The organism is Hymenobacter sp. BRD128, from assembly GCF_013256625.1.
Classification (GTDB): domain Bacteria; phylum Bacteroidota; class Bacteroidia; order Cytophagales; family Hymenobacteraceae; genus Hymenobacter.
Window position 1 is genome coordinate 2,800,270 of sequence record NZ_CP053908.1, and the last position, 25,050, is coordinate 2,825,319.

The window sequence follows — 25,050 nt, forward strand, 5'->3', positions numbered from 1 at the left end:
TTTGAAACCTCTGTTTTCTTCCCTTTCGGAAATTCAGCGCGAGCTGGCGGCGGGCACTACGTCCTGCCGCCAGCTCGTTGAGTATTACCTCGATAACATCGGCCAGCGCAATGCGGAGCTAAACGTTTTTCTGGAAGTGTGGGCCGACGAAGCCCGCCAGCAAGCCGCCGCCGTCGATGAAAAGCTGGCCCAGGGCACTGCGGGCAAGCTAGCCGGCATGGTTATCGGCCTCAAAGACGTGCTCGCCTACCAGGGCCACTCGCTGCAAAGCAGCAGCCGCATTCTCGACGGGTTTAAGTCGCTCTTTACGGGCACGGCCGTGCAGCGCCTGCTGGCTGAGGACGCTATTTTCATTGGTCGCCAGAACTGCGACGAGTTTGCGATGGGCGGCTCGAACGAGAACTCCGCTTTTGGGGTGGTGCGCAACGCCCAGGACCCTAGCCGGGTGCCGGGCGGCAGCAGCGGCGGCTCGGCGGTGGCGGTGCAGGCCGATATGTGCCTGGCTTCGATTGGCTCCGACACGGGCGGCTCGGTACGGCAACCAGCCGCTTTTTGTGGGGTTATTGGCTTAAAGCCTACTTATTCGCGCATTTCGCGCTACGGCTTGGTGGCCTTTGCGTCGTCGTTTGACCAGATTGGGCCGATTACGCATTCCATTGAAGATGCCGCCCGCCTGCTCGAAGTAATGGCCGGCCCGGATGGCTACGACAGCACCGCCAGCCAGCAGCCCGTGCCCGCTTACAGCGAGCTGCTGACGCCGGCCGCGCAGTACCGCATCGGATATATTGCCAATGCCATCGACCGGCCCGGCTTGCAGCCCGAGGTACACACTGCGCTGGAAGACACCCTAGCCACGCTGCGCAGCCACGGCCACGTAGTGGAAGCGGTTGAGTTTCCGCTACTTGAGGAGATGATTCCGACTTACTACATCCTTACTACGGCCGAGGCTAGCTCCAACCTGTCGCGCTTCGACGGGGTGAAGTATGGCTTCCGCGCGCCCGACGTGACGGACCTGGAATCGCTCTATAAAAAAACACGTGCCCAGGGCTTTGGCCCCGAAGTGCAGCGGCGCATCATGCTGGGCACCTTCGTGTTGAGCGCTAGCTATTACGACGCTTATTACACTAAGGCGCAGCGCGTACGCCGGCTCATCAAGGAAAAAACCGACGAATTGCTGCGGCAGTACGACTTCCTAGTGCTGCCCACCACACCTACTACGGCGTTTAAGATTGGCGAGAAACAGGACCCGGTGAGTATGTACCTGGCCGATATTTTTACAGTGCAGGCTTCGCTGGCTGGCGTGCCCGCTATTTCGATTCCGGCTGGGGTTGATGATGAGAGCCTGCCGATTGGCTTGCAGATACTGAGCGGTGCCTTCCGGGAAGCTGATTTACTGGCTTTTGCCGGCACGCTGACCACCGTAACGGCCGCCAACTAGATTAGCCAGAGTCTTTAGTAAATGCGCAGGGGCGCAACAGTACCGGCTAACCAGCCGTACTGTTGCGCCCCTGACGTTTGGTTAGGTAGTTCAGTAATTGTCATTTACCTTAGCCCTATGAAAGCTTTGCAGCAACTGCCCGCGCCCGCCCCTAGCCCGCGCAAGCCGCGCCTGACGCGGCGCTTGTTGCTGCTAGCTCTCACGCTGGGCTCGGTGCCCGCGCTGGCCCAGCGCGCACCGCACCGCTGCGAAACGGCGGCGCCCGCGCCGCCCGCCTCTACCCTTATTCCCGGCGATACCATTCGGCAGGTGGTAGAATTGCCGCCCGCCACGCTCGATTCGCTGGCCGCCGAGCCGCTTGAAGAGCCAGCCGTGGACTCGGCCCGCCTAGTGTGGCTGCAAACGCCCGCCACGCTCTACGAAACCGTGAACGACCGTATGGGCTGCATCGAAACGCAGGCCCCGCACCAGTTCAATGCGGCGGTACTAGCCTACGTGCGGCTTTTTACCGAGCGGCAGCGCGGCTACACCCAGCGCGTGCTGGAGCGCGAGCAGTTTTACTTTCCGACTTTTGAGAAATACCTGGCGCAGTATAACTTACCGGTGGAGCTGAAGTACTTATCGGTAGTCGAGTCGGCCTTGATACCCACCGCTAAGTCGCCGGTAGGAGCCGCTGGCCTTTGGCAGTTTATGCCGCCCACGGCCAGCGACCTGCGCCTGAAGCGCGACGAGTGGGTGGATGAGCGCATGCACCCCGAAAAGGCTACTGAAGCGGCCTGCAAGCACCTGCGCTACCTCTACGGGGTATTTCACGACTGGGAGTTGGTGCTGGCGGCCTACAACTGGGGCGCGGGCAATATGCAGCGCGTGATGCGCAAAACCGGCAAGCGCAATTTCTGGGAACTGTACCCGCACCTGCCGGCCGAAACCCGCAACTACGTGCCCACCTTCACGGCCATTATGTACGCCATGAAGTATGCTACTGAGCACAACCTCAGCGACCCGGCGCTACGCTACCAGCGCTATGAGCCGCTCGATACACTGGGCGTGCGTGGCCAGGCCCTCGACCTGCGCCGCCTGAGCCGGGCGCTGGGCTACAACGATTCGCTTACGCTGGGCCGCTATAACCCCGAGGTGCGCCATGGCAGCCTGCCGGCCGGCTACCGGCCCTACGTGCTGCGCTATCCGAGCGCCGCCCGCGAGCACCTCGGCGACGTAGACCGGGCTACGCTGCTGGCTTACTGCCAGCCGGCTACTGACTTGCCACAGGCGTTACCTGTTCGCCAGGCGCGCTTGGCCGGCGTCACGCCCTGGCCGAGCCGCGACGAGCTAGCCGCTACTGCCGGCCCGCGCTCCGCAACCGGCGAGGCTACCCCGCGCTACCGCCGCGTGCACTACACCGTGCGCCGGGGCCAGACGGTGGCCAGCGTAGCCGAAAAATTTGAGGTTAGTCCCAGCCAGGTGCGGCGCTGGAATGAGTTGCCCAAGCATGCCACCCTGCGGCCTGGCCGTGAGCTACTAGTATTTGTGCCGCTGCCACCGGCCGAAGCGGCAGCTCCGGCGGCGGCCGTATCGCTGCCCGCCGCGCCGCGCCGCGTGGCACCGGTAGATAGTGCCGTCCAGGCGCTAGCCGTTGCTAATGCTCGCTACGCCCGCGAAGCGCAGGCCCTCGCCCAACGCGAGGCGGCGCAGGCCAAAGAATTGCTGCGCGCCCAGAAGCTACAAGCCGCCCGCATTGTGGCCCAACAGCAGCAGGCTATTTTCCGGGCCGCCGCGCTAGCTAAGGCTGCTGCGCAGGAAAAAGCCCAGCGTCTGGCGGCGGAAACGGCCGCCCGCGTCGAAGCCAATAATGGGGCTAGCGACGCCGTAGCCAGCGCCGACACCCTGGTGCCGCCCGCACCTACTCGCCGCAGCCGTGGCAGGGGGCTAGCCGTGGCGGCCCGCGAAGCTGCGGCGCCCGAAACCGCAGCCGCCAAGCCAGCCGCTTCGGCTGCTAAAAGTGAGGCGTATACGGTGCGGCCGGGCGACGACCTCACGCACCTGGCGCGGACGCACAGCCTCACGGTAACCCAGCTGCGCGAGTGGAACCAGCTGCCTACCGAAGCGGTGCAGGTGGGCCAGCGGCTGCGCTTTAGCGCGCCAGCTCCCGAAGCGGTGGCTAGCCACCAGGGGCGCACCCGCGCCGCCGAGCGGCCCGAGCCTCATTTCAGTACGCACACGGTGCAGCCCGGCGACACGCTGTACAATATCTCGCGGCGCTTCAAGGTGAGTGTGCAGGAGCTGCGCCGACTCAACCACCTCACTTCCGACGATGTGAAGCTGGGCCAAAAGCTGGTAGTGCAGGCTAGCTAGCCGCGCCGCGACGGACTGGAGGCAATGCGGTAAGGCTGGCCGGGGCAACGACTCGATTAACTCACTCACCTGCAACAGCATGTCGCAGCCTGCCGCTATGCGGGTAAGGCGTAGGCGCCGGCAATCCGGCATTTTAGCCGGAACTTGCGGCTTCGCGCCCGAGAACCTTTGCCAATTCCCATGCTGAAAATTAACCGAGAAGACGCCCTAGCCTACCACGAGCAAAGCCCGCAGGGCAAGATTGAGGTGGTGCCCACCAAGCCCGTGAGCACCCAGCTCGACCTGGCGCTGGCCTATTCGCCGGGCGTGGCTGAGCCGTGCAAGGAAATCGCTAAAAACCCCGACGACGTGTACAAGTACACGGCCAAGGGCAACCTGGTCGCCGTTATCTCGAACGGCACGGCCGTGCTCGGCCTGGGCAACATTGGCCCCGCCGCCAGCAAGCCGGTGATGGAAGGCAAGGGCGTACTGTTCAAGAAGTTTGCGGGCATCGACTGCTTTGATATTGAGATTGACGCGACTGACCCCGACGAGTTTATTCGCATCGTGAAGGCGCTGGAGCCCACCTTCGGCGGCATCAACCTAGAGGATATTAAAGCGCCCGAGTGCTTCCGTATCGAAACGGAGCTGCGCGACCTGATGAACATCCCGCTGATGCACGACGACCAGCACGGCACGGCCATCATTACCTCGGCGGCATTGCTGAACGCGCTCGAAATCGTGGGTAAGAAGATTGGCGATATTCAGCTCGTGGTGAGCGGGGCGGGCGCGGCGGCCGTGTCGTGTCTGCGGCTGTATCTGGCGCTGGGTGTGCGCAAGGAAAATGTGGTAGTCTTTGATAAAGATGGCATTATCAACCCTAGCCGCACCGACCTGGCCGACATGCAGCGGCAGTTTGCCACCGAGCGGCCCATCACGACCCTGGCCGAGGCGATGGTGGGCGCTGACGTATTCCTGGGCCTTTCGGCCGCCAATGTGCTGCCCGCCGAGCTGCTGCTGCACATGGCCGCCAACCCCATCGTATTTGCCCTGGCCAACCCCGAACCCGAAATCAGCTACGAACTGGCCACCAGCACCCGGCCCGACCTCATTATGGCCACCGGCCGCTCGGACCATCCCAACCAGGTGAACAACGTGCTGGGCTTTCCCTACATTTTCCGGGGCGCTTTGGATGTGCGGGCCACCGAAATAAACGAGGCCATGAAGCTAGCCGCCGTGCACGCCCTGGCCGAGCTGAGCAAGGAGCCGGTGCCCGATATTGTCAACAATGCCTACGGCGACAACACGCTGGCGTTTGGTCGCACCTATCTCATTCCCAAGCCATTAGACCCCCGCCTGATTACGAGCCTCTCGCCGGCCGTGGCGCGGGCCGCGATGGAAAGCGGCGTGGCCCGCCGGCCCATTGCCGACTGGGCAGCCTACGAAGACGAGCTGCGCGCGCGCCTCGGCCTCGACCAGAAGCTGATGAACCGCATTACCTCGGCGGCGCGCCAGAGCCCGCGCCGGGTGGTATTTGCCGAAGCCGATAACTATAAGATTCTTAAGGCGGCCCAGCTCGTGCGCGATGAGGGCATTGCCTTTCCTATTCTGCTCGGGCCGCCCGCCAAGATTCAAGCCATTGCCCAGGCCAATAACCTTGACCTGGAAGGCTGCGAGGTTATTGATATTCTGCAAGATGAAGCCAAGCGCAATGAATACGCCGAGCTGCTCTACCAGAAGCGGCAGCGCCGGGGCATCACGCGCTACGAGGGCCGGCGCCTGCTGCGCGAGCGCAACTACTACGCCGCCATGATGGTAGAAACCGGCGCCGCCGACGCCTGCATTACGGGCCTCACCAAAGACTACGGCAAGAGCCTCATCCCGTCGCTGCAAGTAATCGGGCCGGCCGAGGGCGTGCGCCGGGTGGCGTCGATGTACATCATCCAAACCAAGAAAGGCCCGTATTTCTTTGCCGATACCACCGTCAACATCGACCCCACGGCCGAGGAGATGGTCGAGATTATCGGCCTCACGGCGCGGGCCGTGCGCTTTTTCGACGCCGAGCCGCGGGTGGCCGTCATCAGCTATTCCAATTTCGGCTCGAATAGTGGGCCGCTGCCCGAAAAAACCCGCCGCGCCACCGAGCTAGCCAAGCAGCGCTACCCCGACCTGCTCATCGACGGTGAGATGCAGGCCAACGTGGCTCTGAACCTGCAGCTGCTGCAGGAAAACTATGGCTTCTCACCCCTGGCCGACAAAGGCGCCAACACGCTGATTTTTCCCAATGTAGAGTCGGGCAACATTGCCTACAAGGTGATGCAGGAGCTGGGCGGCGCCGAGGTAATCGGGCCGGTGCTGATGGGCATGCGCAAACCGGTGCACATTTTGCAGCTCGGCGCTAGCGTGCGCGACATCGTGAACATGACTGCCATCGCGGTCGTGGATGCCCAGCGCGACGGCAAGGCGCTGTAGCGGCGGAGCGTGAGGGATGAAGTTTCAATGTTATTTTTGAAGAATTGAATGTGGCGGGTGGAGAGCCGGAAGTAATTTTCTGCCTCCTTACCCGCCCCACCTCGCCTTCGGCTAACGCCGGCTAGCCCACACCGGCCAGCCTGTTTCATCTTCAGCCTCAGTTTCCACATGATTGCCTACCTCGACGGTAAACTTGCCTATAAAGACCCCACCCAAGCCATTATCGACACCGGCGGCGTGGGCTACGAAGTAAAGATTTCGCTGGCTACCTACTCCAAGCTGCCCGGCGAAAACGACAAGGTGAAGGTGTACACCTACCAGCACATCAAGGAAGACGGCCAGACGCTCTACGGCTTTCTGGACCCCAACGAGAAAGCGTTGTTTCTGCACCTGATAAGCGTATCGGGCATCGGGCCGGGCACGGGCATCAACATGGTGAGCAGCATGGGCGTGGCCGATATTCGCCAAGCCATTGTGAACGAAGATGTGCGCGCTATTCAGAGCATCAAGGGTGTGGGGCCGAAAACTGCCCAACGGGTAATTCTGGACCTGCGCGACAAGCTCCGCAAAGACGAGCTGCTGGCCAAAGCCGGCGTCGATACCGTGCCGCTGGCCCGCCAGCACAATACGCAGCGCCAGGAAGCGTTGCAGGCATTAGTCATGCTGGGCTTTGCCCGGGCGGCTGCTGAGAAAAATCTCGACCAGATTCAGCAAAAGCACGGCCACGACCTGAGTGTGGAAGAACTCATCAAGTTTGCCCTGAAGTCGCATTAATGTGCGTCAGGCCGTTGGGGCAACTGCTGGCGCTTGCGCGTGCAACGAAATGGGTTCGTGCTTTATCCTCGTTTAAATCCGGCTCCGCTTTGTCGCGACGGCCGCACCTGCCATCTGCTTGAAGTCTCTACTGTCTGCTGGTTCTAAACTCGCTACTCCCGGCGCGCTGTTGACAGCGGCCGTCGTCTCGTCGGTGCTATTAGCAGCGGCGTGGGCGCCGGCCGGCGCGGCGGGCCGCCGCTACCCGGTGGCGTGGTCTACGTGGGTGAGCCGGCTAGGGTTGCCCCTGCAGGGCGTGCCCGGCCAAACTGCCCCCGGCGATACGGGCCGCTACCAGCCCAGCCGCCGGCCGCGGGTGCGCACCGTGCGCGACCGGGCGGGCAGCCGCTTTTCGCCGCGCGGGCGGCGCTCGCCGCTCATTTTGCCGCTGCCCAAGAACGTGCAGTTGAAAGTGACGCCCACCGGCGATAGCCTCAAGAGCTACGACGTGCGCGAAACCGTGGGCTCGCAGATTGACTACCGTGACCCCACGCTTATTTCGCAGGCAGAGCTGCTCAAGTTTCAGGAGCGGCAGGCCATCAACGACTACTACCGCCAGAAGGCGATGGGCGGCGTGGCCGGGGCACCGGCCGCGCCGGGCTCGCCCCAGGCCCAGCGCCTGATTCCCAAAATCTACCTCGGCCCGATTGCTGACCGCATTTTTGGCGGCTCGTACATCGATATTCGGCCGGCGGGCTCGCTCACGCTCAAGGCGGGGGCCAAGTTCAACGTGAACCGCAACCCGGCCCTGACGCTACGCCAGCAGAGCGTGGGTGACTTCATATTTGAGCAAAACATGAACCTGAGCTTGAGCGGCCAGGTCGGCACCAAGCTCAAGCTCACGTTCAACTACGACACCAAGGCCGCATTCGACTTCGACAACCAGATGAAGTTCGACTACGCCGGGCAGCCCACCGACATCCTGCGCAAACTGGACCTGGGCAACGTGAGCATGCCCCTGAACAACTCGCTGATAACGGGCGGCTCCAACCTGTTTGGTATCAAGACCCAACTGCAATTTGGCCGGCTAGGGGTGACGGCGGTGGCGGCTACGCTGCGCGGCTCGCAGGACGAGGTGCGCGTGCAAAACGGCGCCCAGAGCCGCACGTTCGAGCTCAAGGCTAGCCAGTATGAGAAGGACCGGCACTACTTCCTGAGCCAGTTTTTTCGCGACCGCTACGACCAGGCTTTGCAGGGCCTGCCTACGGTGAAGAGCGGCTTCGAAATCCGGCGCCTCGAAGTGTGGGTGACCAATGATAACCGCACCACCGACAACCTGCGCAACGTGGTGGCCCTGCAAGACCTGGCCGAACCGCGCCGCGAGCGCATCTACCGCCCGCAGTTTTACAACCAGGCTAGCCAGGCCACGGCCGCTACGCCGCCCCGCAACCCGGCCAACAACCTCTTCCCTACCCTGACGCAGGGCGGCGCCTCGGCCCGCGACAACTTGCAGGCCGAAACTTTTTTGGGTAGCCTGGGGCTCGTAAAAAGCCTCGACTACGAGCGCCTGCGCGCCCGCAAGCTCCAGCCCAATGAGTACACGTTCAACGCCCAGCTAGGCTACGTGAACCTGAATACCGCCCTGCTGCCCGACCAGGTGCTGGCCGTGAGCTACGAGTATCTCTACAACGGCAAGCCGTACACGGTGGGCGAAACCCAGACCGAGTACAGCCAGGCCCAGGCCGACCAGGTTATCTTCCTGAAGATGCTGAAGGCCACCAACCCCGGCGTGGGCACGGCCGACCCGGCCGTGAACCCGGCCAACCCGAACCTGCGGACCCACAACACGCCAACCTGGGATTTGATGATGAAAAACATCTATCCCCTGAACACCTCGCAGATAAACCGCGACAACTTCCAGCTCCAGATTATTTATAAAGACGACATCACGGGTGTTGATTTGATTTCGCTGAAGGAAGGGGCACGAATTCAGAATATTCCGCTGATTCAGGTGCTGGGGCTAGACCGGGTGAATGCCAACAACGACCGCAACCCCGACGGCAACTTCGACTTTTTCCCCGGCATCACCATTGACCCGGACCTGGGCAAGATTATTTTCCCGAGCGTGCAGCCGTTTGGCTCGTACCTGAAGGCGCAGTTTGACACCCTGAACGCCGACCCGACTATTGCGGCGCTGGAGCGCCAGCGCGCCCAGAAGTACGTATACCAGGCACTCTACAACCAGACGCAGAGCGATGCGCAGCAGCAGCAAACCAAGGACAAGTTTGTGCTGCGCGGGCGCTACCAGGGCGTGAGCACCGACGAGATTAGCTTGCCTGGCATCGGGGTGGCGCAGGGCTCGGTGAAAGTGTACGCGGGCAGCACGCTGCTGACCGAAGGCGTCGATTACCAAGTTTTCTACGACCAGGCGAAGGTCAAGATTCTTAACCCTGCTTACCTCAACTCGGCCAACGAGCTGCGGGTGCAATTTGAGAAAAACGCCTTGGTACAGGTGCAGCCGCGCAAGCTGCTGGGCACCCGCCTCGACTACGCGCTCAGCAAGGATGTGCTGATTGGGGCCACGGCCATGCACATCCTGGAAAACCAGGCGCCGGGCATCAACCGCGTGAACATCGGCGACGAGCCGGCCAACAATACCATTCTGGGCGCCGACGTGAGCCTGCGCAAAGACAGCCGCGTGCTCACCAAGCTCGTGGACCGCCTGCCGTTCGTTTCGACCAAGGAAACCTCGACGGTAGCCTTTACGGGCGAAGTAGCCAAGCTCATTGCCGGGCAGTCGAAGCTGGGCAACGGCGAAAACGGCGTGAGCTACCTCGACGACTTCGAGAATGCCCGCACACCCTACACGCTGGGGGGGTAGCTGCCATTCCGGCCTGGCGCCTGGCGGCCACGCCCGCACCCTTCGCGGGCAGTGGCACCGATGGGCTAGCCAATGGCTACCAGCGCGCCAAGCTGGCCTGGTATACCATCGACCAGAGCTACTACACCAACGGCCCCAACGTGCCGGCCGGCATTTCGGCCAAAACCCTGGCCAACCACTATACCCGGGGTATTCCGCGCAACGAGGTGTTTCCGAACAAGGACCTGGGCGCCACGGGCAACGGCTACGAGTACACCTTTGATATGGCGTACTTCCCCAACGAGCGCGGGCCATACAACTACACGCCCAACTTGGACCCCACCGACCCCAATGGGCGGCGTTTTGCCGGCTCGCCTTTGCAGGGCCGCAACCGCTTTGGGGGCATCTCACGGGGCGTGACATTTGATACGGACTTTGACAACGCGAACGTCGAGTACCTGGAGTTCTGGCTGATGGACCCCTTTTTGAAGGCCGGCGACCGGAGCGTTATTGACTCGAACGACCCCAGCAGCCCCGCCGTAAACGCGGGCGATAATACTACGGGGGGCGACCTGGTGCTGAACCTGGGCAACATCAGCGAGGACGTGCTGCGCGACCAGGGCCAGCACGAGTTCGAAAACGGCCTGCCGGTGCCGGGCGACCCGCCGAATACAACCTCGCCCACGCCCTTCGGCCGCGTTACCAATCAGCAGTTTTTGCTCGATGCCTTTAACGCTACGCCCGGCGCGCGGGCTAGCCAGGACATCGGCCTCGATGGCATCGCTGACGCCGATGAGCAGGCAAAGTTCCGCGCCATTCCGGGCTACGGCGCGCTGGCTGACCCCTCAAACGACGACTTCCGCCACCACCTCGACCCTAGCTACGACGCGAACAATACCCAGATACTGGGCCGCTACAAAAACTACGATAACTACGAGGGCAACTCGCCCGAAAACTCGCAGCTCAGCTCTTCAGCTTATCCCGACAAGGAAGACCTGAACCGCGACAACATTATCCAGACCACCGAGCAGTACTACGAATACCCCATTCACCTAACGCCCAACCAGATGGTGGTGGGCCAGAACTACATCACCGATAAGGTGACGAATACGATTACGGCCACGGGCGCGGGTAGCGGCGACCAGGTGACGTGGTACCAGTTCCGCATTCCTATCCGGCAGCCGCAGCGCGTGGAAGGCAACGGCGGCCAGCCGTTTGGCTTCAAGAACATCCGCTTCATGCGCCTGTACCTGACCAAGTGGGAGCAGCCGGTGGTGCTGCGCATGGTGCAGCCGCAGTTTGTGGCCAACCAGTGGCGCCAGTACGCCAGCGTTATCTCCGACCCCAAAACCCAGGTGCCGGGCATTGGCACGGCTACTGATGCCGACGCGTTTAGCATCTCGACGGTGAGCGTGGAGGAAAACGGGCCGTCGGCGGCCAGCGCCACGGCTCCCGGCACTCCGCCCACCGGCGCCATCCCGTACATCGTGCCGCCGAATATCACCCGCGATGTAGAGTACGGTTCAACGGCCGTGGCGCGCCGGCAGAACGAGCAGAGCCTGCGCCTGAGTATCACCCGGCTGCGCGACGGCTACGCCAAGGGCGCTTACAAAAACCTTACGACCAACCTGCTGCGCTACAAGCGCCTGCGCATGTATTTCCACGCCGAGGCCAACAGCACCACCAAGCTGGCCGACGGCGACGTGCGGGCGTTTATCCGCATCGGTACCGACTACAGCCAGAACTACTACGAGTACTCGCTGCCGATGAAAGTGACCCAGGCTGGGGCTACGCAGCAGACCGATGTGTGGCCCGAGGTCAACAACGTGGATGTGGCCCTGCAATCCTTTATTGATGCAAAAGCCGCCCGCAACCTGGCGCTTGCCAACGGCGTGCCGGGCGTGAGCTACACTATTCCGTATCGGTACAAGCCTTCGCCGCTCGACAGCGCCGTTATCTACATCATGGGCAACCCCGATTTTTCGCAGGTGCAGGGCTGCATGATAGGCGTGCTGAACCCGGCCGCGACCAGGCCCGGCGACGATGCCAGCGACAAGAGCGTGACGCTGTGGGCCGACGAGTTCCGGGTGTTCGACTTCGACAACCAGGGCGGCTGGGCCGCCAATGCCCGCCTGAACGTGAAGCTGGCCGACCTGGCCAACATCACGGCCACCGGCTCGTTTATCGGCGTGGGCTTTGGGGGCTTGCAGGATAAGGCGCAGCAGCGCTCGACCAGCGACGTGCTGCGCGGCGACCTCAACGCCACCGTGGCGGCCGAAAAATTCTTGCCGCCGCAGCTGCGCCTGCGAGTGCCGGTGCTGGTGCAGGCCGGCCGCCAGACCATCACGCCCCAGTACGACCCGCTCGACCCCGATACCAAGCTGGAGCAGAGCCTGTTGAAATTTAAGAACAGCGCCGACGCCACTGCTTATAAGAGCCTGGTGGTGGACCGCACCACCACCCGCAGCATCTCGGTGCTGAACGTGCGTAAGGAGCGCGCCCCTACCCAGACCAAGACCCACCCCTGGGACATCGAGAACGTGGCCGTGAGCTACGCCATTACCGAGCGCCTGCACACCGACATCAACACCCAGCGCGACTACACGCAGTCGTACACCGCCGCGCTGGCCTACATCTACCAGACTACCCCGCGCAACTACACGCCGCTCGCCAGCTTTAAGGTGTTGGATAACCCCTACCTGAAGATTTTTCAGCAGGTCAATTTCACGCCGCTGCCCTCGCGCTTCTCGTTCCGCACCGACCTGGATAGGCGTTACAATGAGCGCTTTTTGCAGCGCGTAACCGAGCCGGGCCAGCTGCCCACCACGGCGGGCATTGCGGGCGTATTTTACAAGTCGTTCTACATCAACCGGATTTATGACATGAGCTGGGCGCTGACCAAGGCGCTCATTCTTGACTACACGGCCACCAACCGGGGCGTGATTGACGAGGGCGCGGGCCAGAGCATCGGCGACAGCCAAACGGCCCTGGACAACCGCGCCACGCAGTGGAATAACCTTAAGCGCGGCGGCCGCACCACTAACTTCAACCAGAACATCGCCCTTACCTACCGCCTGCCGCTCGATAAATTTCCGCTCACCGACTGGATTTCGGCCGACACGCGCTACACGGCGCACTATACCTGGCAGGCGGCCTCCACGGCCCTGCGCGTGCTGGCTAACCCCCTGGTGGTGGGCGATACCTCGACGACAACTATCGGCAATACCATTCAGAACAACCGGGAACTAAGCGCCAACGGCAAGATTGACCTGGTGAAGCTTTATAATAAGGTGCGCTTCCTGAATATTATCAACAACGCGCAGCCCGCCAACCCGCCCCGCCCCGCCCTGCCCGACCCCAATAACCCCAACGCGCCCGCTACCCGCCCCACGCCCACCGCCCCCGACACGGCCCGCAAGGACCCGCTGCGCTTCGTGAAGGCCGTGCTGCGGGCCGTGATGACGGCGCGCAGCATCAACTTTACCTATTCGCAGTCGAGCGGCACCTTGCTGCCGGGCTATATGCCGGCCACCCGGTTTTTTGGCCTGGATAACCGCACGCCGCTGGGTGGGCTAGCCCCCGGCGTGCCTTTCATTCTGGGGCAGCAATACACCACCAGCGAGCTGTATAACCTGGCTAACGCTAATAATTGGTACACTACCCAGAGCCAATACCTGAACACGCCGCTTTCCAATATTCTCACCGAAAACCTGACGGCCCGCACCGCGCTGGAGCCTTTCCGGGGCTTCAACATTCAGCTCGACCTGGTGCGGCAGAAAGTGCGCAATAATGAGGCGTACTACCGCAAGGATATTGACACAGCTAATGCGGCTTACCTGGCCAATGGTACCCTGAATCCTTACCGCGACAACCGCTTGGCGCCGGTGCAGGCGCTGGGCACCGGCTCGTACACGGTGAGCACCATTACGGTGCAAACGCTCTTCGGCGACCTTGGGGCCAACGGTGAAACCAGCAAGGCCTTCGCCCGCTTCGTGACCAACCGCGCCATTGTGCAGCAGCGCCTGCAGGCCGCTAATCCGTCGGGCACTCGTGACGTAACCACGACCACCGGCGGGGTAAGCACCACGACCCGGCTGGCCAATGGCCTCTACGGCTACAACTCGCAGGATGTGCTGCTTCAGAGCTTCCTCGATGCCTACCACGGCAAGTCGTCGGATGGCTACACGGCCAAGGAGTTTAATCCCTTCTCGGTGATTCCGCTGCCTAACTGGAATATTCAGTACAACGGCCTGGCCGACTTGCCGGGCATCCGCAACGTCTTCCGCTCGTTTAGCCTGAACCACGTGTACTCGTCGAAGTACAATATGGGCGGCTACACCACGTCGACCATCTACCCTAGCGAGCCCGAGTTTGGGCCGGGCGGCAACGGCCGGGTGCCGTTTGCCGTCAATGCCACTGGCCAGTACGTGCCCTACTACGTAATAGGCCAGGTAAGCATTATCGAGAGCATGGCCCCGCTACTAGGGGTGCGGTTTCAGACGGTGAACAACGTGACCGGCAACGTGCAGTACAACACCGCCCGCGCCGTGGCCCTCAACATTACCAATGCCCAAATTACCGAGCTGCATACTACCGAGCTGGTTATCGGGGTGGGCTACGCGGCCACTGGCTTCAAACTGCCGTTTCGGGTGGGCGGCGAGCAGCGCGTGCTGAAAAACACGCTCAACGTGCGCCTCAACATGAGCATTCGCGACAATGCCACCATTCAGCGCAGCATCCTGGGCTCGGTCGACCCCATTCCGGCCACTACGGGCTCGGGCACGGTGCTGGGCAGCCCCGCCGTGGTGGGCGACCCCGGCACACCCACCAGCCAGATTACCAACGGCTCGCTGCAAGTGCAGCTGAGCCCCACGGTCGACTACCTGCTGAACGCCCGCCTCAACCTGCAGTTCTACTTCACCCAAAATATCACCCAGCCCCGCGTGAGCAATGCCTTCCGCAACGCCACTACCGAGGGCGGCCTGCAGCTGCGCTACAGCCTGCAATAAGCAGGCGCGGGGCTAGCCACCACCGGCGGCCCCGCCGTACTTTTGCCGGCAGTCAGTTTTTCTTTCTTCTCTCCTCCTCCATGAATATTCCCGCCACGCTGCACTACACCAAAGACCACGAATGGATTAGCCTGGACGGCGACACGGCCACCATCGGCATCACCGACCACGCGCAGCGCGAGCTGGGCGACATCGTGTACGTGGACATCGATACCGTTGATAAGGACATTGCCCAGCACGACGTATTCGGCACCGTGGAGGCCGTGAAGACGGTTTCGGACCTCTTCAGCCCCATCAGCGGCACCGTGCTCGAAGTGAATGCCAAACTGGCCGACGCCCCCGAAACCGTGAACTCGGACCCCTACGGTGAAGGCTGGATTATTAAGATGAAAGTAGCCAACCAGGGCGAGGTAGCCGGCCTGCTCTCGGCCCAGGCCTACGGCGAGCTGGTGGGCGCCTAGCCGGCCCCAGCAGGCCTCAGCATTCTTTCTTTTTGAACGTCATGCTGAACTTGTCAAAGCATCTTGCTCGAATCGTTGGGGTTGTACCTCTGGCGGCGCGAGCAAGATGCTTCGGCAAGCTCAGCATGACGTTCTTTTTTAGGTTTTTCCGCCCGTTATGAAGCTGCTTACCAACCGCTTTGCCGGCCTGCTCACCGCACTGTGGGTAGTAGTTGTGCTGGTGCTCACCCTCACCCCGGCCCAGGAAATGCCGCGCACGCCCGAGTGGAAGCTGCTTTCCTTCGACACGGCGGCCCACGCGGGGGTGTTTGCGGTGCTGGCGGGGCTGGCCTGGCTGTGGGCGCGGCGCCGGGTGCGCCGCCCGGCCGGCTGGGTGCTGCTCGGGTGCATCGCGTTTGGGGCGCTCATCGAAGTGCTGCAATACGCGATGCAGCTCGGCCGCTACGCCGAGTGGACCGACCTGCTGAGCGACACCATCGGCGCGGCGCTGGTGCTGGCCGGGGCTAGCCTGGCCGGGCGGCGTAGCCGCCGCCTGCCCGCACTGGCGCTGGCCTGGCTTCTGCTGCCCAGCCCCGCGCGCGCCCAAGCCACCGAGCCCGACCTGGCCCGCGCCCGCCGCACCATCGCGGAATTAGCTTCGCCTAAAATGCGCGGCCGGGGCTACGTGCAGCAGGGCGAGCACCGGGCCGCCGCCTACCTGCGCGGCCGGCTACGGCAGCTGGGCCTGGCCCCGCTAGCGCCCGACTATACCCAGCCGTTTACACTGGATGTAAATACGTTTCCGGGGAAGATGAAGCTTGCCCTAGCCAAGCAAAATCTGGTGCCCGGCCACGATTTTATTGCTGCGTCAGAATCAGCGCCGCAACCACTGGCCCAACGATACCGGCTGGTACCGCTCGACACCTTGGTTTTCAGTGATACGGCTACTGTGCGCCGATACAGCACCGGCTTGCGAGGCTCTGTACCGGGCATTAAGTCCCTTCCCTGGGTTATCGGCTATCTGCCCAATGCCTGGGTGATGCGCGCCCGTGATGAGGCGCGGCTTAGCACGTTGCCGCCCGCCTTGCAGCAATTCTTTGCTAAAAATGGCCCCCGTTTAGTGCTTGCGCCCAAGCTTACGGCTTCGCTCACCAGCGAGAAAGTGCCCCAGGTGCGCCTGGAAATCCTGGCTAGCCGGTGGGCAACCATACCGCCCGCTACTACCGCAATCATTCAGCTCGACGCCCAACTCCTCCACAACTACCAAACCCAAAACCTCGCTGCTATCATCCGAGGCAGCGCGCAGCCCGATAGCTTTCTCGTCGTCTCGGCCCACTACGACCACCTGGGCATGATGGGCAAGCATACCTACTTTCCCGGCGCCAATGACAACGCCAGCGGCGTGGCACTGCTGCTGGAGTTGGCCGCCCACTACGCCCGTCCCGAAAACCGGCCTGCTTGCTCGGTCGTGTTTCTGCTATTCGGGGCCGAAGAAGCGGGGCTGGTGGGCTCCAGTTACTTTGTGCGGCACCCGCTGGTGCCGCTGGCCAGCATCAAGTTTTTGCTCAATCTCGACCTGCTGGGCACAGGCGAAGAAGGCGCCACCGTGGTAAATGGCCGCGTCTACGAAAAGGCCTTTGCCCGCCTCACGGCCCTCAACGAGGCCCACCACTACCTGCCGCGCCTCACCGCCCGGGGCCGCGCCGCCAACTCCGACCACTTTCCTTTTTCCGAAGCTGGCGTACCCGCGTTTTTCCTTTACACGCGCGGCGGCAGCCTGGCCTACCATGATGTGAACGACCGCCCGGCCGCGCTGTCGCTGGCGGGCTTTGCCGGCGCCTTCGGGCTAGCCCGCGATTTTCTCGATGGCCTGGGCGCCCGCTAGCCTCCTCCCCTAAACGCAAAAAACCCCAGCCTATTGGCCGGGGCTCCCTGCGTCTGGCGCTGCAAGTGCAGCTTATTACTTACCTAATTATTACTTGATAAATCACCTTAACACTAGCTATCCGTAATGCACGAGCGATAACGCACGGGTTACCCGTTAGCCTTCAGCGAGTTCAGGATTTTCTTAGCCAGCGGCTCCCACTCGGGCTTCTGGCGGTCGGCGCAGTTGAAGGTGCAGATGAGCAGCTTGCCCTGCACATCGGTGAAGAACACAAGCGTGTACACCTCGTGGCCCATCTCCGGCTTCATGAATTCGAGGTAGCCCACCTTGCGGGTGCCTACTTCCTTCACGCCTTCGCTAAACCAGGTAGCCTTGTTATACTGCTTGTGGTAAGCTTTGGCAAAGTTGCTCTCGTACACCTGCACCATGTCCTGGTCGGCGTCGTTGTCCGAGTAGTTGAAGGCCAGCGACACCAGGTTGTTGTTGGTGAAAACCACGCTGGGGCGGCTGCTGGCGTGCGCATACGCAAAATCCATCTGCTGCTCGGTCATCACCTCAAAGCCCTTGGGGATGAGCACTTCCACACGCTCGCTGAGCACGTGCTTTTTTATCAGCTCAATCTCGGAGGCGGGGCGGGCTGCCATCAGCAGGCTGGCGCAGCTGGTAAACAGGAGAAGTACGAGTGATTTCATAAGAGAATGCTAATGGGAATTGACGGGTAAAAAAGTAATTGCGCTGTTCCGGGAACTAAGTTACATACAAAACATGCACATTGTTCCAAAAATCTTTTTTCGAATACTACTGGCTTAAAAGAAGAAAGATTTTGTGTTTTATGTGATTTAAATCGCTGTAAAAAAAGCATTTATACACCTTTTATTAAAGCAGCATTTAGGACTACTAAATCAAGATGCGCTTGAAAAAACTTTTTCTTTCTATCAAAAATGCAAATTTGCCCAAGAATGATGCAGCACTTTTTACACTTTCTTTACGAACTTAGTGCCGCGTCCGGATTTAGCTAGAGAATATTATTGAGCTGCTCCTTAATTTTTTCTAACTCCTCTTTCATGCCCACCACCAAGTGCTGCACGGCAGCATCGTTGGCCTTCGAGCCTATCGTGTTGATTTCCCGGCCTATTTCCTGGGCCAGGAAGCTAAGCTTTTTGCCCACGGCTTCGTCGGGCTGCCGGGTGGCTAGCTCAAAATAGTCGAGGTGGGCCGCCAGGCGCACTTTTTCTTCGGCAATGTCGAGCTTCTCAATGTAATAGAGCACTTCCTGCTCGAAGCGCGTGGCGTTGAACTGCTCGTGCTGCGTGAGCTCGGCCAAGTGAGTGGCCAGGCGCTGGCGCACGTGGGCAATGCGCTGGGGGTCGTGCAGCTCCACGGCCGCCAGCTGCTGCCGGATGGTGGCGATGTAGCCCAGGATTTCCTGCTGCAGGGTCTGGCCCTCGTCTTGGCGAAACTGCTGCATGGCGGCCAGCGCCTCGGTGAGCAGCGGCTGCAACTCGGCCCAGGTAGGCTCGTCGGCGCCGGCTTCGGCCTGGCTGGCCTGGGCGGCTTCGGCGGCGGTGGGCACCACGCCGGGCAGGCGCAGGGCGGCCAGCAACATCTCTTCACTAGGTATAATCCCCACCGTGGCAGCTACGGCTTGCAGCTCGCGGTAGGCAGCCAGCAAGGCCTCGCGGTTGAGGCTGGGCGCAGCCGTGGCGCCGGCCGGGCGGCTGAAATCAAAGTTGAAATTGACTTTGCCGCGCAGCAGGGCCTTGGTAATTTGCTGGCGAATTTCGAGCTCGTGGGCCTGCAAAAAGCGCGGCAGGCGCAGGCTTAAGTCAAGGGTTTTGGAGTTGAGCGAGCGCAGCTCGGCCGTGGCGGTGTAGCGGTCCGTATCGCGGTGGGCCTGGCCAAAGCCGGTCATGGAAAGCAACATATTGTCAGGGAATGCGCAGCGCGGCGGCTGATGGTGGCAACAAAATTAGGTCTTACTGGCGCGGCTCACCGCTAGCCGGCAGCCTCAATCGGGCAGATTGGCGTTTATCTCTTCTTATTACTCGCTGACCCTTACCGATTGCTCGCTGAATTTTTTATGACTACTATTTCCTGTTGCTAAGCTGGGTAATCTGGTTTTCGGCAGCCAGCTTCATGTTACGCAAATATTATCGCCCTCGTCTATTACCAATAATTTGATAACTAACCGGCTAGCGAAGGGCTGAAAATACCGGGGGACCTTTGCGATTGCATTGGCCTAACCCCCTTTTTATGCGAACTCTTACTAGTAGCCGGACTGCCTTGCGGCTGGCAATTTTGTTCTTCCTCCTGTTGCTGGGCCGGCTAGCCTCAGCTCAGGTCACGACCTCATCAATCAGCGGAAAAGTAATTTCCGACAAGAATGAAGACCTCATAGGCGTAACGGTCGTCGCTACCAACGTACCTACGGGTACCAAGCGCGGTACTGCCACCGAGGCCGACGGCCGCTTCACCATTCCGAACCTGGCGCCCGGCGGACCTTATACCGTGACGGTGACTTACGTAGGCTATAAGGAAGAGACTATCAACAACGTATTTCTGACCCTGGGCAACACGACCCGCCTCAATTTTGTGCTGGCGGCCGAGGCCCAGGCCCTGAACGAAGTAGTGGTAGTGGGCAACACCCAGGCCACCAAAACCGGTGCCGGCACCAACGTAGGCCGCGAGGCCTTGCAGCAGCTGCCCACCATTTCGCGCAGCATTCAGGACTTTACCCGCCTCGACCCGCGCAACTCGAATAACTCCTTCGCGGGCAGCTCGTTCCGGTATAATAATATCACCCTCGACGGTGCTATTAACAACGATGCCATTGGCTTTTCGCCCTCGCTGGGTGGGGTAAGTGGCACCAGCGGCCTGCCCGGCGGCTCGGCCCGCGCCAACCCGATTTCGCTGGATGCCATTCAGGAAATCCAGGCGCAGGTGGCTCCTTACGACGTAAAGCTCGGCAACTTCACCGGCGGCTCGATTAACGCCGTAACCCGCTCGGGCACCAACGACTTCCACGGTTCGGTATACTTCTACGGCCGCAACCAGTCAATCACCGGCAAGAGCGTGGACGGGTCGGATGCTAAAATTGGCACTGCCTACCACGACCACCAGGAAGGCTTCCGGATAGGTGGCCCTATCGTGAAGGACAAGCTGTTCTTCTTCATAAACGGGGAAACTGCCCGCCGCACCGAGCCGCAGTTTTACGGTGCCGGCCAGCCTGGCTCGCCCGTAACAACGGACCTGGCGCAGCAGATTACCACCAAGCTGCAAACTACCTACGGCTATAACGTAGGTCCTTATGGCGATTACAATATCTACGCTAACAGCGACAAGCTCTTCGGCCGCCTCGACTTCAACCTCAACGACAAGACGAGCATTGCCCTGCGCCACAACTACATCAGCGCAGTGGCTTCTAACCTGGAGCGCTCGGGCAGCCTGTTCAAGTTTGGCTCGCAGGACTTCAACCAGAACAACGTGCAGAACTCGACGGTGCTGGAAGTAAAGTCGAACTTCTCGAACAGCCTGGCCAACAACCTGATTCTGGGCTACACCAACATCCACGACTTCCGGACCCTGCTCAACGGCCAGGCCGATGTGTTTCCGGCCGTGCAGATTAACAACGTGGGCACCGACCCCACTAAGAATTACCTAGGCTCGAACCAGATTCTGCTCGGCTCCGACCGCGAGGCCAGCATCTTCAACCAGCGCCAGAAGACGTTTGAGGTCACCGACAACGTGACGTTCTACAAGGGGGCGCACGCCCTGACGCTGGGCACCCACAACGAGTTCTACAAGATTGACTACGGCTTTATCAACTCCTGGAACGGCCGCATCGAGTACAACAACGTGGCGCAGTTCCTCAACGACCAGCCGAGCCGTATCCGGGGTACGTACAACAAGACCGACAACTCGTACAATTACAACTTCAATAACCCCTCGGCCTCGTTCAACATCAATTTCTACAGCGCTTACCTGCAGGACGAGTGGTCGATAGGTGACCGCCTGAAAATCACCCCCGGCATTCGCTTCGACATTGCTTCGCTGCCCACCAAGCCAGCCCTGAACTCGGCACTGGTGAACAACCCGGCCAACGATGCCCGCACCCTCAACCAGACGTACTCGCACACGGCCTGGCAGGAGTTGAATAACGGCTACCTCGGGCAAGTACAGTTTTCGCCCCGGCTAGGCTTTAACTACGATGTGAAAGGTGACGGCTCATTCGTAGTGCGCGGTGGCTCGGGCATCTTCACCGGCCGGGTGCCCTTCGCCTGGTTTGGCTACGCCTACTACAACAACGGCGTAAACTTCAACTCGGTTGACTTGAACAATATTCAAAACGGTACTATCGGGGCCACTGGTCAGCCAGCCGGCACTGGAGCAGGTACTAAATACCTGCTCAACCAAGACCCGAACAAAATCTACGCCCAGCTGCCCGCCTCGTCCCAGAGCACGACGGAGGTTAACCTGATTGACAATAACTTCAAGATGCCGCAGGTGTGGCGCTCGTCGCTGGCCTTCGACTTCAAGCTGCCGACCGGTACCCGCTTCTCGATTGAGGGCTTGTATACCAAGACAATTCAGGATGTAAAGTTTGAGAACATCAACCTGGTCGACAACGCTACCTACTTCGCGCAAGGCCCGACCCTGAGCCCCCGCTACACGGGCTACACCTTCCCCGGGGCTACGTCGGCCGCTACCAAAGTGAATACGGGCTTCTCCAACGCCTTCTTCCTGACCAACACCCAGCAGGGCTACCGCTACCAGCTGACCGGCTCGGTGGGCCAGACGGTGGCCAACCTGCTTGATGTAACTGCCGCCTACACCTACGGCCAGAGCAAGGACATCAGCAACGGTATCCGCAACTCGCCCCAGTCGAACTGGGAGCTGAACCCGGCCCTGAACGTGAACGACCCCGCCCTGGCTTACTCCAACTTCGACCTGCGCCACCGCGTGGTAGCTTCGCTCAACCTGCACCACTCGCTGGGCCAGCATTTCACGGGCTACTTCACCTCGGTGCTCACCTACCAGAGCGGCTCGCCCTACACTTGGGTATACAGCAACAACCCCTTCGGCAACGGCCAAGCGAACGTAGAGCTGGCCTTTATCCCAAACTCGGCCAACGACCTGGTATTTGTATCTACCGCCACGGCTACCGCCGACCAGCAGCGCCAGCAGTTTGATGCCTTCGTGAACAACGACTCGTACCTGAGCACCCGCCGTGGGCAGTATGCCGAGCGTAACGCAGCCCGCACCCCCTGGAACAACCAGGCCGACGTGCGCTTCATGGTAGAGGCTAAGCTGGGCAAGCTCGATGCTGATGCTACCGGTGCCGTGCCCACGGGCCACACCCTCCAGATTTCGTTCGACATTATCAACGTTGGCAACCTGATTAACAACAGCTGGGGCCGCCAGTACTTCGTACCGAACACCTTCAACTCGACCCTGAACACCGGCCTCGCCGTCGGCTCGCAGTTTGCCGATGCCAATGGCAACCTGAACAGCAGCTACAACAGCACGTTCAACCGGCCTACCTTCACCTTCAACAACAACCCCGCTACCTACTCTATCGACCAGCTGGCCTCGCGCTGGCAGGGCCAGCTAGGGGTGCGCTACTTGTTCTAAACCAAGCTTAGCCGCTTGCGCCGCAGCCGGCTGCCCACCCTGGGCAGCCGGCTGTTTTTTTGAGTAGCAGCACCGGGGGCGGTGAGTCGCCGGCCCCGGTGCGTGGAGAATGCGGGCAGCCAGTTGCGCCGCCGGGGGTTGTGGCCTTACAGACTTCGCGCGCCGCTGGCGAATCGGGGCCGGCAGGGCGGCCAGCTTAGGAATGCCGCCGGGCCAGCCACAGCTGCCCGGCTAGCCACAGCCCGAGCAGCCCCGCCCCCACCAGCAGCACCAGCCGCTCGGGCAGCGCCGGCGCCAGCACGGTGTGCAGCAGGCCCAGGCCCAGCGCGGCACCGGCCAGCTGCCCGGCCCACGGCCGCCAGGGCAGCTGGCTAGCCCAGGGCACCCCCAGCAGCCGCGCCGTGTGCCGCAGGTAGTAGCCGGCCTGCGCGTAGGTACTGAAGACAAACGACAAGGCCACCCCCGCCAGCCCCAGCAGCCGGTACAGCGGGTAAATCAGGGCCAGCGCCAAGGCCAGGTCGAGCAGCGCGCCGGTAGTAATGACGCGCCCCTGCCCTTTGTGCTGCAGCAACGCCGTGAAGTTGTAGGCCCGCAGCGGCACCACCAGCGAAGCCACCACAAACAGCGGCACCGCCGCGTCGTAGCGGTGCGCAAACACCACCCCGAACAACTCGCGCCGGAAAAACAGCAGAAAGAAAAACAGCGGAAACACCAGCCGCCCCAGCAGTGCCCCCGCCGCCCGCAGCAGGGCTAGCCGCCCGGCCTCGGTGCGCGCGGGCTCGCCAAAATGCAGCAGCAGCGTGCTGCCCGCCGCGCCCAGCAGCAGGGGCAGCAAAGGAATATCGACTGTGCCGTTGAAGTACAAAGCGAACAGCGCGGCCGGCAGCAGGAAGTTGAGCGCCAGCTTATCGACCCACCGAAACAGCACCTGCACTACCTCATTGAGGGCCGTGTGAAACCAGAGGCTGCGCACCGGTGGCCAGGCTACGGGCGCGGCCGGCCCCGGCGCGCCCGAGCCGGCTAGCCCAGCCAGCCCGGCCAGGCGCAGCGCATTGCCCACCAATAGCCAGGCCATGAGCTGCGGGCTACTCAGGTAGTGGCCCACCAACAGTGTGTGGCCGCCCACAAACCAGGCCGCGTAGCTTCCACTCACCAGCGCCAGGGGCCGAAACCGCCGCAGCCCCACGGCATAAGCTTCCAGCACGGCAATGGGTACGTTGAGCAGCAGAAAACCCCCCGCCTGCCACGGCGCAAACGGCGAGCCGCGCCACCACTGCACCCCGGCAAACAGGCCCGCCACCAGCAGCACCCAGCCCGCTAGCCCGGCCAGGTGCGCGGGCCGCGCCGCCCGCGCCAGCCCGCGCACCTGGGGTGGCGCGTAGGTAAGCACCAGCGTGGGCAGGCCCAGGCAGGCCACCACGTGCAGCACCTGCCACTGCACCCAGAAGCTTTGGTAGCGCCCGTAGTAGGCCGGGCTAGTGGCGCGGGCCAGCCACACCAGGGCCACCACGCTGGCCAGGGTGGGCAAAAACCGAATCAGAAAAATGGCCGCGCTAGTGCCGAGCAGCGTGCCGCGCGTAGGCGCTTCGGGCGTAGGCGTCACAGTCGTCGCGGTTTAATTCTTTAAGGAGCCGGGCCGGATTGCCGGCCAGCACGCAGTAGCCGGCCGGGAAGCTGCGCGTGACCACCGCCCCCGCGCCCACCACCGTAAAATCGCCTAGCTCGACGCCCGGCAGCACCACGGCCCCCAGGCCCAGCCAGCAAAAATGGCCGATGCGCAGCGGCGGCGCGGCCAGCTGCGCGGCATTGTTCACCGGGTCGTGGTTGGCCGAAATCAGCCCCACCCGCGGCCCGATATTGGTAAAATCGCCCACTATCACGCCATTATCAGCGTTGATGTATACCCCCGGCGAGTCGCCCGGAAACGTGCCCCGCCCCGCCCGCAGCCGCTGCGGGTTGCGAATGGTGCTGGTGTGGTGCACCGCCCAGGGCACGCCCGCATTCTGGCGCAGCAGCTTCCGAAACAGCCCGTCGAGCACATAGAAGCTTAGCGGCATCTCGGGCCGCAGCCGCAGCACCTGCTTCACCCGCCGTGTTAGCCCGTTGGTCATGCTGCGTAGTAGGGTCGCGCCCGGCCGCCACCCGGCCGCCACAGCCCAAACTTAGCACGGGTTTGGCCCGGCGCGGCGCGGCCGGCCCGCCCCGGCGGCCGCAACCCGTAGTTTTGCAGC

General features: G+C 61.8%; 13 protein-coding genes. 9 read left to right on the forward strand and 4 right to left on the reverse strand.

Annotation, left to right across the window (positions count from 1 at the left end; all coding sequences use genetic code 11):
* Position 1 precedes the first annotated feature (1 nt).
* The 8 genes from gatA (at position 2) to GKZ68_RS12505 (ending at position 17,188) form a co-directional block, all read left to right on the forward strand.
* Positions 2-1,438, forward strand: coding sequence for an Asp-tRNA(Asn)/Glu-tRNA(Gln) amidotransferase subunit GatA (gene gatA / locus GKZ68_RS12470; protein ID WP_173115220.1), 1,437 nt, complete (start codon positions 2-4; stop codon positions 1,436-1,438).
* A 117-nt stretch (positions 1,439-1,555) separates the two neighbouring features.
* Positions 1,556-3,790 carry a lytic transglycosylase domain-containing protein gene (locus GKZ68_RS12475; RefSeq protein WP_173115223.1) on the forward strand — a complete coding sequence of 745 codons (2,235 nt, stop codon included), beginning with the start codon at positions 1,556-1,558 and terminating at the stop codon, positions 3,788-3,790.
* 180 nt (positions 3,791-3,970) lie between these two features.
* A complete protein-coding gene (locus tag GKZ68_RS12480) occupies positions 3,971-6,241 on the forward strand; it encodes an NADP-dependent malic enzyme (RefSeq protein ID WP_173115226.1) in 2,271 nt (756 codons plus the stop codon).
* Positions 6,242-6,409: 168 nt separating this feature from the next.
* Complete coding sequence (gene ruvA, locus GKZ68_RS12485) at positions 6,410-7,015, forward strand: Holliday junction branch migration protein RuvA (protein WP_173115228.1); 606 nt, start codon at positions 6,410-6,412, stop codon at positions 7,013-7,015.
* Positions 7,016-7,133: 118 nt separating this feature from the next.
* Positions 7,134-9,875 carry a cell surface protein SprA gene (gene sprA, locus GKZ68_RS12490; RefSeq protein WP_173115230.1) on the forward strand — a complete coding sequence of 914 codons (2,742 nt, stop codon included), beginning with the start codon at positions 7,134-7,136 and terminating at the stop codon, positions 9,873-9,875.
* A 20-nt stretch (positions 9,876-9,895) separates the two neighbouring features.
* Positions 9,896-14,863, forward strand: coding sequence for a cell surface protein SprA (gene sprA, locus GKZ68_RS12495; protein ID WP_254244277.1), 4,968 nt, complete (start codon positions 9,896-9,898; stop codon positions 14,861-14,863).
* 80 nt (positions 14,864-14,943) lie between these two features.
* Positions 14,944-15,324 (forward strand): glycine cleavage system protein GcvH, encoded by a 381-nt coding sequence (gene gcvH / locus GKZ68_RS12500; protein ID WP_173115232.1) that lies wholly within the window; start codon positions 14,944-14,946, stop codon positions 15,322-15,324.
* Positions 15,325-15,481: 157 nt separating this feature from the next.
* The gene (locus GKZ68_RS12505) at positions 15,482-17,188 is read left to right on the forward strand and encodes a VanZ family protein (protein WP_173115234.1); all 1,707 of its coding nucleotides are present in this window, start codon (positions 15,482-15,484) and stop codon (positions 17,186-17,188) included.
* A gap of 149 nt (positions 17,189-17,337) precedes the next feature.
* Here the strand turns inward: GKZ68_RS12505 and GKZ68_RS12510 are convergent, their stop codons facing one another.
* Together GKZ68_RS12510 and GKZ68_RS12515 are read right to left on the reverse strand one after the other, a co-directional pair.
* Positions 17,338-17,880 (reverse strand): hypothetical protein, encoded by a 543-nt coding sequence (locus tag GKZ68_RS12510; protein ID WP_173115236.1) that lies wholly within the window; start codon positions 17,878-17,880, stop codon positions 17,338-17,340.
* 323 nt (positions 17,881-18,203) lie between these two features.
* Complete coding sequence (locus GKZ68_RS12515) at positions 18,204-19,112, reverse strand: YicC/YloC family endoribonuclease (RefSeq protein ID WP_173115238.1); 909 nt, start codon at positions 19,110-19,112, stop codon at positions 18,204-18,206.
* Positions 19,113-19,441: 329 nt separating this feature from the next.
* Here GKZ68_RS12515 and GKZ68_RS12520 point away from each other — a divergent pair, with 329 nt between their 5' ends.
* Entirely contained in the window at positions 19,442-22,819 is a 3,378-nt protein-coding gene (locus tag GKZ68_RS12520; RefSeq protein WP_173115239.1) for a TonB-dependent receptor, read from the forward strand.
* Between the two features lie 196 nt (positions 22,820-23,015).
* On the opposite strand, the gene GKZ68_RS12525 is transcribed toward GKZ68_RS12520, so the two are convergent.
* Complete coding sequence (locus GKZ68_RS12525) at positions 23,016-24,422, reverse strand: hypothetical protein (protein ID WP_173115241.1); 1,407 nt, start codon at positions 24,420-24,422, stop codon at positions 23,016-23,018.
* A complete protein-coding gene (locus GKZ68_RS12530) occupies positions 24,373-24,930 on the reverse strand; it encodes a DapH/DapD/GlmU-related protein (RefSeq protein ID WP_173115244.1) in 558 nt (185 codons plus the stop codon). The genes GKZ68_RS12525 and GKZ68_RS12530 overlap by 50 nt, the downstream gene beginning before the upstream one ends.
* Positions 24,931-25,050 lie beyond the last annotated feature (120 nt).

Excerpts from the sequence above, each read along its gene's own strand:
- GKZ68_RS12480 (WP_173115226.1), top strand. The coding sequence starts at position 3,971 with ATGCTGAAAATTAACCGAGAAGACGCCCTAGCCTACCACGAGCAAAGC.
- GKZ68_RS12505 (WP_173115234.1), top strand. The coding sequence starts at position 15,482 with ATGAAGCTGCTTACCAACCGCTTTGCCGGCCTGCTCACCGCACTGTGG.
- GKZ68_RS12510 (WP_173115236.1), bottom strand. The coding sequence starts at position 17,880 with ATGAAATCACTCGTACTTCTCCTGTTTACCAGCTGCGCCAGCCTGCTG.
- GKZ68_RS12515 (WP_173115238.1), bottom strand. The coding sequence starts at position 19,112 with ATGTTGCTTTCCATGACCGGCTTTGGCCAGGCCCACCGCGATACGGAC.
- ruvA (WP_173115228.1), top strand. The coding sequence starts at position 6,410 with ATGATTGCCTACCTCGACGGTAAACTTGCCTATAAAGACCCCACCCAA.
- gcvH (WP_173115232.1), top strand. The coding sequence starts at position 14,944 with ATGAATATTCCCGCCACGCTGCACTACACCAAAGACCACGAATGGATT.
- GKZ68_RS12530 (WP_173115244.1), bottom strand. The coding sequence starts at position 24,930 with ATGACCAACGGGCTAACACGGCGGGTGAAGCAGGTGCTGCGGCTGCGG.
- GKZ68_RS12520 (WP_173115239.1), top strand. The coding sequence starts at position 19,442 with ATGCGAACTCTTACTAGTAGCCGGACTGCCTTGCGGCTGGCAATTTTG.
- GKZ68_RS12475 (WP_173115223.1), top strand. The coding sequence starts at position 1,556 with ATGAAAGCTTTGCAGCAACTGCCCGCGCCCGCCCCTAGCCCGCGCAAG.